Here is a 12,093-nt window from a genome sequence, read left to right as displayed (position 1 = left end):
AGTTATTTAGCAATAGAGTACCTCGAATAATAGTTATTCTGAGTTAATATCTCAGCTTTTATTTTCCTTTAAAAATTTTCCTCACACTCACCTTATCTAAGCATGTGCTCGACTATACCATCGTAATAAAACCCGTGCCAGTCTTTCCGAATTGTGCCGCACTAAATGAGTTTCCTCATCTTCATACATGACATTGGTCGCCACAATCCGACGCCCTAATTTAGAAGTTTCTTCTCGATCCAGAAAAACTGGATGAGACTTAACTTGAGCATACTTAATCAGTGACCCAGCTGAGGGGTATTTTCGATTCACCAGTACCGCGTTAAATAGCCTTTTCCCACAGGCTTCATCAATAGTTTTAATATGGTCAGAAACACTATATCCATCAGTTTCCCCTGGCTGGGTCATGATATTACAAACGTAGATGCGGGGTATCAAGCGAGCTGCGATCGCATCGGTAATTTCTGGCACCAACAGATTGGGAATAATGCTGGTATAGAGGCTACCGGGTCCTATTATAATATAATCAGCTTCCTCAATTGCCTTGAGTGCTGCTGGTAAAGCAGGTGGATTTTCGGGAGTACAACCAATTTTTTTGATCACTCCCCGAGCATCAGTAATATTAGACTCTCCTTCGATGCGACGTCCATCAGCTAATTCAGCCCAAAGGCTGACATCAGTTAGGGTAGCTGGCAACACTCTTCCTCTCACTGCTAATACCTGAGAACTAGCAGCAACAGCTTGTTCTAGATCGCCAGTAATATCACTCATTGCGGTCAGGAAAAGGTTTCCAAAACTGTGACCGACTAAACCACTACCAGCTCGAAAACGGTATTCAAACAGTTCGGTTAACAACTTTTCTTGGTCTGCCAGTGCCGTTAAACAGTGACGAATATCCCCTGGTGGTAACACTCCAATTTCCCGTCGCAGCCGTCCACTGGAACCCCCATCATCAGCTACCGTAACAATAGCAGTGATATTAGCACTATAAACCTTTAGTCCTCTAAGTAAGCTAGAAAGACCAGTGCCACCCCCAATGACTACCATTTTCGGTCCCCGGTTTAACCGACGATGATCCATCAGCACATCAATCAGTTTTCGATCGTGGTCGGGTTTTAAAACTTCCGTAATTGATCCTACCGTCCGGGTTTGCCCCCAGAAGATGAAAAGTAGACCCAAGATCAGCGCAATTGGACCAGACACATGGTTAGGAATAATGGTGGTAATTTTCTCTAAAACTTGGGCTGTGAATTTAATGATGTAAAAAACTGGAGTTAGCTTTACCCAAATCGCTAATCCCAAACTTGTTAGCACTACACCACCAGCACTTAAAAGTATCCAACGCTTCACTAGTAATCCAGGGGCTAACCACTTAAACCAACGGTTGACCCGCTGAGGAATTCGACCTCTCGATTCATTTTGTAGGGTACGTAGAGCTCTTTTGAAAAGACTGATTGAGGACATAACTACACTGAGTATGGTAAGTACAAAAGCTGGATAGACATTGCTGGTCGAACTCCAGCACTTGACAAGGAGGCGATGCATGTAGTGAGGAACGGCTCAGGCTCCGGAAGTGCCTGTCAGATTGGTACTTTCTTTGCCTAATCAAACCTTCGTGTGAAAAGCGCGTGATTCACATAGCCGCTCACCCTTGAGGTATAGCGGTTTCCATTGATATTACTGATCAAGGTGCGCGCCTCCTAGGCCGCGAGGGATTGCTCGCGGCCTAGGGTCGCACCTCAATGGTGAATTCACCATGAAGCTGGTACTGATCACCACAGTTTCAGATAATTAGGCTAAGGTGTGATTAATACAATATCCGGTACCTAGACGTTATGATCAGAATTTACCCGTCGATATGCCGAAAGTGGTGAGGTCGGTTGAGTTCCCATTTAGGGTATGAGAGTAGTGGTGTAACCCCAAAAAATACGGGGTGAAAGAGAATAATCCCAATTAGTCAGCTACACCAGACTTTTGTGATTCCTGTGACAAGTGTAGCTGCTTACAGCTCATGACTTAATGGGGAACGCTTGCCTAGGTAATAGGGATGATAGCACTAGGGATTAGGGATGATAGCACTAGGGATTAGGGATGATAGCACTAACACCATTAACCTAATCTAGTTATTAGACTGGACAGGGATTGACTGCAGTGAGGCAGATGGAAAAGCGAATTTTGGGAATTGACCCAGGACTAGCTACTTTAGGTTTTGGGGCAATTAGTTGCCAAACAACCCAAATTAGTAAGTCAGGAAACACAAAAAGCTCCTTAGGAGTGGCAAAGCGTTCTAGCCAGTCACCAATACAGGCAACCCCTGAACCATTGCAGTTGCTAGATTTTGGCATCATCCAAACCCCTGCCAAAACTGATTACGGCTCACGACTGTGTACGATTTACGAGGATTTACACACCCTGCTGGAACACTGCCAACCGGATCTGGTGGCGATTGAAAAACTTTTTTTCTACCGTATGAGTACTACGATCTCCGTAGCTCAGGCACGGGGTGTTGTGGTGTTAGTAACAGCACAACATGAAGTTCCAATGGTAGAGTTTACACCGGGTCAGATTAAACAGGCTTTGACAGGATATGGTAATGCGGATAAATATGAGGTTCAGCAGGCTGTTATGCGGGAGTTAAACTTAGACACCATCCCCAAACCAGATGATTTAGCAGATGCCTTGGCAGTCGCATTGACCGCCTGGTTTCATATGTCTTGAACACTTTACTAGATCTGTGAACTTTATTTGTGAACTTTATTTGTGAACTTTATTTGTGAACTCTATTTGTGAACTCTATTTGTGAACTCTATTTGTGAACTCTATTTGTGAACTCTATCTGTAAATTATATCTGTAAATTATATAGCAATACTAAATCAGTTTTAAAATTGGCAAACTATTCAATCCTTGCTGGGCAAGGGTTATAGCGATTCAGCGATCGCGCAGCGTGGCCTACGGCCACAGCCGACACGATCGCGTTCGATAAGGGCACTATATTTTTGAAATCATTTAGAACTGCTATATCTGTGAACTATATCTGTAAACTATATTTGTGAACTATACCGATAGCAAAGCAATAAACTTAATCATATTTATATATGTAATATTAAAAACCAGTGTCAGCTTTCGGTGTTGCCAGTTTGACCTGAATTTTCTCTAGGTATTAAGTTAAGTTAACCCATGACAAGCAACGGTGTATTCAACCCTTGAGCAAAAATATCGACGTCTTCGCCAAGAGCTGATTGCCGGTGGGATCACTCTCGGGGGTGTATTTCTGATTGGAACTCTGTGGTATCGGGTGGTTGAAGGCTGGGGCTGGTTGGATTCAGCCTACATGACGGTAATCACGCTTTCGACAGTGGGCTATCAAGAAGTACGGCCGATGGGAGATCGGGCAAGACTATTCAGCATTTCTCTGATTTTTATGGGCATTATTAGTATCGGTTACATTGTTAACCGGTTTACAGAAGCCCTAATTCAAGGCTACTTTCAAGATGGAATTCGCATGAGGCAACAGAAGCGCTTGCTAGATAGTTTGACGAAACACTACATTTTGTGTGGGTTTGGACGGACTGGGCGTCAGATTGCTGTAGAATTTAAGGCTGAGGGAATCCCATTTGTGACAATTGACTCCCGATTGGAACAGGTTCAAGCTGTCCAGGATATGGGTTGTATTTCTGTACACGGAGATGCCACCTTGGATGAAACTCTGCTAAATGTGGGGATTGAACGGGCAATTTGTCTGGTGGCTGCCCTGCCCTCAGATGCCGAAAATCTCTATATTATCTTGTCTGCCAAAACCCTCAATCCCCGAATTCGAGCCATCGCTCGTGCTAGCTCTGAAGAAGCTGTTCAAAAATTGCAGCGAGCTGGTGCAGATGCTGTAGTTTCTCCCTACATCACTGGTGGTAGACGCTTGGCAGCTGCAGCCCTTAGACCCCAAGTCATGGATTTTGTGGATGGGATTCTAACCGGAACTGATAGCTCTTTTTATATGGAAGAGTTTCTGCTAGACCCCGAAACCTGTCCTTGCGTGGGCAAAACCCTCAGGGAAGCCCGACTGCGATCGCAAACTGGTGCTATGGTCTTAGCAATTCGCCGGGATTCCGGTCGTCTGATTGCTGGACCAGACGGTGACACTAAACTCATACCAGGAGACCTACTGATTTGTATGGGGACAGCTGATCAATTGCGTGAGCTAAACCAGATTCTCGGTCCAATCCGTTCCAATTTGCTACGACTGCCCAAGCCAAAATAGATCTTGGGCTTAGAAGGTCAGTTGATTTTTTGTTGAAGGTTGAAGGTTGAATGTTGAAGGTTTAATGTTGAATGTTGGAGGTTGAAGGTTGAAGGTTGTTCGCCTTTGGCGTCCGATTTAGGGTAGGTTGACGGTTAACTGTCAAGACATCATGTCATGTCTAGTGGTGCCCGGTAGTGTTCTTTGTCGTTGGTTTTTTTTGGGTAATTGTATGGTCAGGGAGTAATTACAATTACCAATTACCTTTTACCCAATTACCTTTTACCCAATTACCTTTTACCCAATTACCCTATCCTTTACAGTATTGATGCTGCCGGGGATGATATCAGTTTTGATCTAATTCAGTTTCAAGGTATTCACCGGCACTTCATCCCAAGACTTAACTGTGCGTAATCGGGCAACCCAACCCGCTGCTTTTTGCTGATCAGTCAAGTTATTCTGAAACGACTCGTGGCAATCCCTCGCCTGCTCTTCGTTGCAAGTGGCAATACAAGAGTATAGAAGACCCGATGGATCAATCTGCTCGTTTACCCAAATAGTCATTAGTGATTTTATTAATATAAACCGATATGTAAATTACCCTATGTCATTTTTGCCGTTGACCTGCAACTAGATGTTTAGGGTCGCAGCTGTATATACCTCGTAGTATAGCATTTGAGCAACATTAGTCAGTCGAAGCCGGATCAGTATACTCAGCTAGCTGATTGAGAGCCGTCCCAGTCACTCGACAAATTCTCCAGTCTGGCAATACTGCTGCTCCCATATGTTCATAAAATGCCATCGCAGGTTCATTCCAATCCAGTACACTCCATTCTAAACGCCCATAGCCACGCTCCACTGCTAGCTGAGCCAGGTAACTGAGTATGGCTTTACCGATACCTTGGCGGCGAAATTCCGGTAATACAAATAAATCTTCTAGATAAATTCCCGGCTTAGTTAGAAATGTGGAATAGTTGTGGAAAAACAGTGCAAATCCCACCCCTTGACCACCCTGTTCAACGATAATCGCCTCTACATAGGGTTTAGCGCCGAACAGGTGTTCTTTCAGGTCATCAGCATTGCCAGTGACAGCTTCGGAGAGTTTCTCATACTCTGCTAGTGCCTTAATCAAATTAAACAGAATCGCTACATCAGCTTCTGTGGCTGGTCTTAAGGTAAACTTACCCATAGTGCTGGCAAAGGGACAATAAAAAAGACAATTTGACTATTTATCATATCCCTTCTCTGGTAATGGGTAATGGGTAATGGGTAATGGGTAATGGGCATTGGTGACAGTTAAGCAGGCATAGCAATTTGTCAAGCCCTCTGAGTGTGGGAAAGGAGACAAATCAAGGGGAGGTTTTTTTCTCCTGGTACGAGGGGCTTTGACAACCCCCTTTTCTTGGTTCTCGAGAGCCGTTAAATAGGCCACTGGGTCAGTGGCTTTCCCTTGATGATAGGCAACTCCAAAATGATACAGTCCGCGAAAAACCATTTCTACAGAAATACACTCCATTGGTATTGATAATTCTGTTCGCGTAGCGTGGCCAAAGGCCTTAGCTACCTCATCGGATAGGTCGATTAAGACCACATAAAATAACCAAGTAGCCCACAATTGTAATTGAATACCATTGACAGAACCAGTCCACAAGTAACTCAAACCCAATAAGCGTTATTCGAGTGATAAAAGTCTCCTCAATTCGCCAGCGACGAGCGTACAAATCAGCTACGAGGTAGGGAGGTAAAACTTCAGGCTCTATCACAGAAGTTAGGTAGCGATACCATGTTGAACCATGTTTTACCACGACTTACGTAAGTTGAGAATTGGATTACCTTGATAACCTGTTCCCAACCTAATTAGTTGGTCATGATGTTGTCCAGAGTGACTCAAAGTGCGTACAGATTTATATTTTCCTTTCCCTTTGAGCCTGGTAATGAAGTCAGATTTACCCAAGATTCAACTCCTCAAAAAAGCGAAAGTTCCAAAACCCTCTATCTAAGATGAGTAGCGTTTTGGCTGGGATCAATTCTAACAAGTTGGGCACAAAGTTACTCTCATGGGTGTAAGGATTAGATTTAAACCAGGTTTCGACTGGAAAGCCTGTTTCTTCTACCACCGTACAGATTCTACCTCCTAATTGACCCAGAGGTACTGTTTCTAAACTTTTTAGCTTACGAAACAATGCCTCTAATGTCGAAGCATCCACTAGACATCTCCAAAAAACCATAACCCAGTCACAGCAAGGAAAACAAGTTTGTCAAGACCTAATTTAAAATTTAGCTTTAAGAACGAATTAATAATGGTTTGAAGACACAAAATCTAATTTTATAGGAAAAATATGGCTCATGATAACGTCAATCAATTGCTCTTAAACATCCGATTTTATTACTTCTAAAATTAGCGACCCAATTCTTAATCGCACTAATCCGCAGTTAAAAAAACTGATTTATATCGAGTTTTACGCAAACTAAATCTTTCTTGAGATATTTTAAAAAATTTTAAAACTCTAATTAAATGTTCAATAAAAATTCGATTAGATGATAAAGCTTTATTTTCGGATTTTTGAGTCTCTGTTAATTCTCCATTATTCGGTTTTTTATAGGGAGTTGTGATTTGAGTTTCTCCAATGTAAGCTTTATCCCCACTAAAAGTTTGTTGATCATTAAATTTACTCAAAGTTTTTCGACAGATTTTAATATCACTCATAGGGCCAGGTTTTCCGATTACTACATCGACAAGATCTAAGGCCGTAGGCCACGCTACGCGATCAGCCTGGTTGACTGACAAAACTATTCAACAGCATATTGGTACGTTTGTACCTTAAACTCTAGTTGATAGTGCCGTTGCTGATGTTGTTTGCGCGAAGCCATCGCAGGATAAGGGTCATGATTGCTGGAAAAACAAACCCGATGAATTAATTTCCAGCCATTCTCTAAAGATGATTTGACCCACTCCCAACCAATCCGAAAATAGCTGTTTCCTCGAAACCAGTGAGTGTCAACCCATCGACGTTTACCAGACTCTACCACCTCAACCCCTTGAGCCGTGACGTACAACGTAGCCACAGCTAGAATGAACCACAACCGAGATAAGGCTGGAACTGAGCGAATTTGAGACTTCTGCACATTCCATCCATTGGACTGGTCATCTAAAAAGTTTTCCTCAATATCAAAGCGAAACCCATATTCGGCAAAGGTTTGAAGGGTGGTATTTTCATCACTAACAATGGCCCATTATCACCATTTACATTGTTGCAACCAAAAATCAGATCAACTGGACCATACCAATATTCCTTGTGCACTCTGACATTGTGAAAGCACAAGACCTCACCCCGATTAAAATGGAAATCTTTGAGCTGATGCCAACTTTTACCTGCTCGCCAAATCCAAGTGTCCTTTTTCAGACGAATCCGGTAATGCCAACCCCATTTATTGGTCAAAGCTTTCATTAAATCGGTGTGGACAAACCCTCGATCTGCCAGTAGGATCACCTTAACCTCTTTGGGTAAAAGGTGTATCGATTGTTGGAGCATCTCCCGATAATCTTTGAATGCTACCGTTGCACTCTGATGCTTCATCACTCGCCAGCTCACTGGTAAGGCTCGTCCTCGATGCACCACTACCAATCTAACCAGACAGTACTCATCCCAAAACATCGAGGTGTCTAAACTCAAGTAAATACACCCATCTTTCCAATCCGCCAAGGCTGCTTTAATCAAAGGTTTGTACCATCGATGGACATTGATTCGGGCATTATGCAGCCAACGGTGCATTCGGCGTTGTTTGCTTTGAGCATATTGGCCACGACACGGGATGTAGGGAATCCATCGGGGCAAATTCACTTCCCCTGTCTGAATCAGGGCTGCCACCATCCATAAACAGGTGGTTAGGTGGCTCAGGTGTGCCCACTCACAGGGTTGACTTATCCATGTCTTCAAGGCATTGTAGAGTCGGGAGTTTTTTTTCATCGCATTCCTAGGATTTGAGTGGTATCTGTCCTGAGGATGCGGGGAAACACTCCCTTTAGTCAAGTCTTGCTCTTACAAGTCTGGTAAGTATTTGAGCCATTTTCAACCTAACTTTTGTCAGTCAATCAGCGCGATCAGCTTTTGGTAAAACAATAAATTGATTTTTAAAAGTATGTATTTTTTGCTTTTATGAATAATATTTTTTTTGCTATTGATAATCATAATGTCTTTCAATAGACTGCTCAGTACTGTCTAAAATCAATTCATCATTATCTAATTGTTCAATAATTTTTTATTCTTTTTGAAACTTTTTTACTTGTGATAATCAACTGGTAGGTAAGTCGTTTTCACAATTTTTTTGCCAATAAGTAAAAATATTATGAGCCGTTGATTCACTGATTTTAAAAATAAGTCCTAAAAGTTGAAAGCTCAAATGATACCTTAAATAAATTAACATTAAAACGATTTGCTCTGACTCTAATAGTTTAGGATGATTTCCTCCTCCTGCTTGATTGATTCTAATTTTAGTTTTCTCAATTTCTTCTTGCTTTCTTTTATTGAGAAGCTTACCTAGTTCAATTAATTGCTATAATTGTTGATAATCAATACCTAATAGTCTTTTGGTTTGTTTAGGGTTTTTCTGGATATAGTTCCAAGTATATTTTTCCATTTATTTTTTTGGATCGAACAATATTTACTTATTATAGTCTATTTTTTGGAATTTGATTATATTATGGAAATGTCTACTATCCACAAACGTTCAAAATACTTTCTCGCTCTTTTAACGCTTACCGGACTTTCTCTGTTTCTTTGCTGCCAACGTTGGTTTAACAAAACTAGTAAGTCTTTTAGTACTCTTTGAAACAATGATGCTGGAAAGGTTAAGAATCTTTGAGATAGGGCTTGTTGAGACACTTTCACTGCCTTCGCCCACAGCAAGTTTTCCCTTGCTAGCATTCGATTGAGCTCTGTTACTGATGGTACTTGCCGACCCAGTAAACTCAATACCACTGCCAGCATCTATGGGTTACTCAATATCCTGCAAATCATGTCTAATGAGCGGTAGTAGGCTAGTTGATTGTACACGCAAGGTTTGACTAAATCTTCTAGTTGTTGAGCTATGACAATGTTCATCTATATTGGGCTGGTTTCGCGGTCTGGTGTGGTCTCTAATACTTTTTTGGCGGGGGAGCCATTCTCTTTTTACCTTTGTAACCACCGATACTTCAGTTAGTCTACGGTTCGCGAGCCGCATATGCTGGTGCTCGAAGCGATCGCACAGTTTGGGGTTAGCGATCGCACAGTTTGGGGTTAGCGATCGCACAGTTTGGGGTTAGCGATCGCACTGAATAGTTTACCTAGTACAGGATACAGCAATTTCTGGAAAGTACTTGACAAATTGCTCTTTTGCTTAACTTGTCACCAATGCCCATTCCCCATTCCCCATTCCCCATTCCCCATTCCCCATTCCCCATTCCCTAGATTTAGTACTAATGTTGCTGCATAAGTGACATGCTCCCGTCCGTCATCGCTTTGGACTCTCCAGAATCATCTGGGTTGGAGATAGAGGCATTATACTAAATCCGGTTGTCATACCCCATTAAAAAAATGCTTAAATAGAAGCTAGCCAATGATAGAAAGTTAAATTTATAATTTCTTCTTTCATCTCACTCAAAACCTGACAACGTTTTACTAACAATTCTTCGATTTCATCAATCGTCTCAAAACAATTATTTACTAAAGGTTCATCCCCTAATTTACACAGTCTTTCTGCTGGTTGTAATTCTGGAGAGTATGGGGGCAAAAACTCTAGTTTAATTCCTGAAGTAATTTTTACCTTCTTACTCCGATGCCATCCAGCATTATCTTCTACTAACAACACTTTTTTTTTGGAGAAATGCCCACATCTTCGGGAGCATCCCATTTTGGAAAAAAGGAAAAACTTATTCGCGAGTTATGCTCGCGAATAATAACCTAACTTAGATATTTTCTTGCTCCGAGTCGAAAGAAATATCTAGTAAGCTATTTTTTAGAGAATCAATATTTTTTTGTAATTCGGAAACTATGGTTCTTCTGGCTACAGCCATCACCCCAGCAACATGGGCTTGACTTCCAGCCTTCCCCAAATGCTTATATTTACTTAGCTTGGGGGTATCACCTGTGGTGGGAAAAGTGGGTGAAGGAGCTTGTAGTTTATAGTACCAGTAGGCTTTTTGGGGCTGTCGGACTTGATAACGTGCTACCCAAGCATCTTCCGGAGCGAGTTCCCCTTGACCCTCGAAGAAACTTTTGTAGGTTTCGAGGCTGGCAATCGCCGTCTGTAAACGAGTTATTCTCTGTAGTTTATCTTGTTGTGACTGACTTGAAACTCTTCTACCCATTACTCTCAATCCCCATGGGACATCTATTCGCGATTATAACTCGCGAATACAGTCAAAGGAAGAGAGAATTTTTAAGGGCTTAAATAGCTAGTTGACCATTGAGATAGGCACAACGCAGTTGTAAGATATTAGCAACATTCTCTGGTCGCCACTGGGCTCCGGTTAATTTAACTCGGTGGCTGATTTGTTTGACAGCCGATTCCACCGCTCCGCTTCCAATTGAACAAATTTGCTCCCGTTGGAAAGAGTGATAATTGATTAACCTTTTACGGTGTTTTTTGAGATAGCCAATAAAGTTAGTTCCACCCACTGGCTTCGCCAACTTAAGCAACTTCATTGCCTCAGACACCTGTCCTTTCCACAGGTAAGCCTCTAACTGTTCTTTGATTGATTTATTTGTTTCTATTTTATGAATGTTTTCGGTTAAGTGATACCAGTCCAGGATTTCAATTCGATGCTGAGGCTCACCAATAAGAGCAAATATATTCCAGATGCCATCATGTCCATCTCCCAAGCAGTATAAGGGTACGGTCAAGTTTTGACTGTTTATCCAATCAGTTAAAGATAGATTGTCTTGAAAGAAGGCTCCGTAATAAATCCCTTGTAAGCGAGCTGTTTTGTATTCTTGCCAAACACTAGGTTCTCCTTTAACTTCCGTCCTTAAGCGAATTTTTCCGCCATCAACACTTACTTCGGATAACCCTTGTTTTAGATCAGGAGGTGGTAACTCAATTTGGTTAACTTTTCGTTCGCGTAGCGTGGCCAAAGGCCAATGTTGAGTGGAATGACCAACTTTGAGTCCAGTTAAGAGATATAAATCCGTTTCTGCATTGTGATAAGATTCATTGGCACTCAAGAGAAGACAGCATTTTTCCAACAGAGGACTATGTCGCGTTAATGGTTATATTCCCAAAGCATCTGCTTGTTTTTTCGTAATCTTCAGTTTTCCGAGACAACTTTTAATGGTTCGGGTTTTACCTCGTTGGGTATTGGTCTTTTTTGTGATAAAAAAAAGGCAATTTTGGGACTGACGTGTTCTAAAACTTGCTTCCTGACTGCAATTTCAATATCTGCCAGGGTTTCCAAGCTATCCGTGTCAGTATTGTTGTACAGGATCTCGCTGGCTCGTTTTAAACAAGCTTCTAGTTCTTCCCGTTCGGCTTTCTTCATAATCAAAGCGTATGAACATCTACCTCTGTATTCTACCAGCCTAAGTAGTTGAGCCTTACAATGGGGTTTAACTTCGCGAGCAATACTCGCGAAATTAAACCCCACCCTCTTCTTGTATTTTCCAAAATGGGATGCTCCCACATCTTCAGCAAATTTTTTAGAGACTAGGTTTAACCATTCTGTATTGACTCTGGGGATTAAATACCATAAAGTTTTTCCAGTCTTAGGTTGGACAAATCCATAGACATACAACCATTGATAACGATGTTGAACAATCGCCATTGGTCTTTCTCCTATTTTCGACCATCCCTTTTTTAAGATTGGTTTTAAACCGACTCT

Annotated in this window: 15 protein-coding genes and 1 pseudogene; 2 read left to right on the top strand and 14 right to left on the bottom strand. The window is 41.8% G+C overall.

What is annotated here, in order from left to right:
• Positions 1–96: 96 nt before the first annotated feature.
• Positions 97–1,464, bottom strand: coding sequence for a gluconeogenesis factor YvcK family protein (locus F6K57_RS10790; protein ID WP_293067340.1), 1,368 nt, complete (start codon positions 1,462–1,464; stop codon positions 97–99).
• 696 nt (positions 1,465–2,160) lie between these two features.
• On the opposite strand from F6K57_RS10790, the gene ruvC reads away from it, so the two are divergent.
• Both ruvC and F6K57_RS10780 read left to right on the top strand, forming a co-directional pair.
• A complete protein-coding gene (gene ruvC / locus F6K57_RS10785) occupies positions 2,161–2,718 on the top strand; it encodes a crossover junction endodeoxyribonuclease RuvC (protein ID WP_293026596.1) in 558 nt (185 codons plus the stop codon).
• A 473-nt stretch (positions 2,719–3,191) separates the two neighbouring features.
• Positions 3,192–4,256 carry a potassium channel protein gene (locus F6K57_RS10780; protein WP_293041434.1) on the top strand — a complete coding sequence of 355 codons (1,065 nt, stop codon included), beginning with the start codon at positions 3,192–3,194 and terminating at the stop codon, positions 4,254–4,256.
• 336 nt (positions 4,257–4,592) lie between these two features.
• Here F6K57_RS10780 and F6K57_RS10775 read toward each other — a convergent pair whose 3' ends face one another.
• From F6K57_RS10775 to F6K57_RS10715, 13 genes and pseudogenes are all read right to left on the bottom strand, one after another.
• Positions 4,593–4,799 (bottom strand): glycogen debranching protein, encoded by a 207-nt coding sequence (locus F6K57_RS10775; RefSeq protein ID WP_070390789.1) that lies wholly within the window; start codon positions 4,797–4,799, stop codon positions 4,593–4,595.
• A 121-nt stretch (positions 4,800–4,920) separates the two neighbouring features.
• Positions 4,921–5,424 carry a GNAT family N-acetyltransferase gene (locus F6K57_RS10770; RefSeq protein ID WP_293026600.1) on the bottom strand — a complete coding sequence of 168 codons (504 nt, stop codon included), beginning with the start codon at positions 5,422–5,424 and terminating at the stop codon, positions 4,921–4,923.
• Positions 5,425–5,460: 36 nt separating this feature from the next.
• Positions 5,461–5,895: a hypothetical protein gene (locus F6K57_RS10765; RefSeq protein WP_293041431.1), complete on the bottom strand. Its 435-nt coding sequence runs from the start codon at positions 5,893–5,895 to the stop codon at positions 5,461–5,463.
• A 286-nt stretch (positions 5,896–6,181) separates the two neighbouring features.
• The gene (locus F6K57_RS10760; protein ID WP_293026609.1) at positions 6,182–6,442 is read right to left on the bottom strand and encodes a hypothetical protein; all 261 of its coding nucleotides are present in this window, start codon (positions 6,440–6,442) and stop codon (positions 6,182–6,184) included.
• 215 nt (positions 6,443–6,657) lie between these two features.
• The gene (locus tag F6K57_RS10755) at positions 6,658–6,942 is read right to left on the bottom strand and encodes a transposase family protein (RefSeq protein ID WP_293067333.1); all 285 of its coding nucleotides are present in this window, start codon (positions 6,940–6,942) and stop codon (positions 6,658–6,660) included.
• Between the two features lie 83 nt (positions 6,943–7,025).
• Positions 7,026–7,361 (bottom strand): hypothetical protein, encoded by a 336-nt coding sequence (locus F6K57_RS10750; RefSeq protein ID WP_293067330.1) that lies wholly within the window; start codon positions 7,359–7,361, stop codon positions 7,026–7,028.
• Between the two features lie 23 nt (positions 7,362–7,384).
• A complete protein-coding gene (locus F6K57_RS10745; RefSeq protein WP_293067327.1) occupies positions 7,385–8,203 on the bottom strand; it encodes a hypothetical protein in 819 nt (272 codons plus the stop codon).
• Between the two features lie 325 nt (positions 8,204–8,528).
• Positions 8,529–8,720 carry a transposase family protein gene (locus F6K57_RS10740; protein ID WP_293026619.1) on the bottom strand — a complete coding sequence of 64 codons (192 nt, stop codon included), beginning with the start codon at positions 8,718–8,720 and terminating at the stop codon, positions 8,529–8,531.
• Positions 8,721–8,929: 209 nt separating this feature from the next.
• A complete protein-coding gene (locus F6K57_RS10735; RefSeq protein WP_293026617.1) occupies positions 8,930–9,223 on the bottom strand; it encodes a hypothetical protein in 294 nt (97 codons plus the stop codon).
• A 7-nt stretch (positions 9,224–9,230) separates the two neighbouring features.
• Positions 9,231–9,527 carry a hypothetical protein gene (locus F6K57_RS10730; protein WP_293067324.1) on the bottom strand — a complete coding sequence of 99 codons (297 nt, stop codon included), beginning with the start codon at positions 9,525–9,527 and terminating at the stop codon, positions 9,231–9,233.
• A gap of 288 nt (positions 9,528–9,815) precedes the next feature.
• On the bottom strand, positions 9,816–10,127 hold the full coding sequence (locus tag F6K57_RS10725; RefSeq protein WP_293067321.1) for a transposase: 312 nt from the start codon (positions 10,125–10,127) through the stop codon (positions 9,816–9,818).
• 55 nt (positions 10,128–10,182) lie between these two features.
• The gene (locus F6K57_RS10720; protein WP_293038794.1) at positions 10,183–10,584 is read right to left on the bottom strand and encodes a transposase; all 402 of its coding nucleotides are present in this window, start codon (positions 10,582–10,584) and stop codon (positions 10,183–10,185) included.
• Positions 10,585–10,663: 79 nt separating this feature from the next.
• A pseudogene (locus F6K57_RS10715) lies at positions 10,664–11,754 on the bottom strand (ISKra4 family transposase).
• Positions 11,755–12,093 lie beyond the last annotated feature (339 nt).

Origin of the sequence: Moorena sp. SIO4A5, from assembly GCF_010672005.1 — a bacterium.
Classification (GTDB): domain Bacteria; phylum Cyanobacteriota; class Cyanobacteriia; order Cyanobacteriales; family Coleofasciculaceae; genus Moorena.
This window is presented reverse-complemented; position numbering and strand designations above follow the sequence as displayed.

Bases quoted from the DNA above. Each gene is read 5' to 3' on its own strand.
- F6K57_RS10790 (WP_293067340.1), bottom strand. From the start codon at position 1,464: ATGTCCTCAATCAGTCTTTTCAAAAGAGCTCTACGTACCCTACAAAAT.
- ruvC (WP_293026596.1), top strand. From the start codon at position 2,161: ATGGAAAAGCGAATTTTGGGAATTGACCCAGGACTAGCTACTTTAGGT.
- F6K57_RS10775 (WP_070390789.1), bottom strand. From the start codon at position 4,799: ATGACTATTTGGGTAAACGAGCAGATTGATCCATCGGGTCTTCTATAC.
- F6K57_RS10770 (WP_293026600.1), bottom strand. From the start codon at position 5,424: ATGGGTAAGTTTACCTTAAGACCAGCCACAGAAGCTGATGTAGCGATT.
- F6K57_RS10755 (WP_293067333.1), bottom strand. From the start codon at position 6,942: ATGAGTGATATTAAAATCTGTCGAAAAACTTTGAGTAAATTTAATGAT.
- F6K57_RS10745 (WP_293067327.1), bottom strand. From the start codon at position 8,203: ATGAAAAAAAACTCCCGACTCTACAATGCCTTGAAGACATGGATAAGT.
- F6K57_RS10735 (WP_293026617.1), bottom strand. From the start codon at position 9,223: ATGCTGGCAGTGGTATTGAGTTTACTGGGTCGGCAAGTACCATCAGTA.
- F6K57_RS10725 (WP_293067321.1), bottom strand. From the start codon at position 10,127: ATGGGATGCTCCCGAAGATGTGGGCATTTCTCCAAAAAAAAAGTGTTG.
- F6K57_RS10720 (WP_293038794.1), bottom strand. From the start codon at position 10,584: ATGGGTAGAAGAGTTTCAAGTCAGTCACAACAAGATAAACTACAGAGA.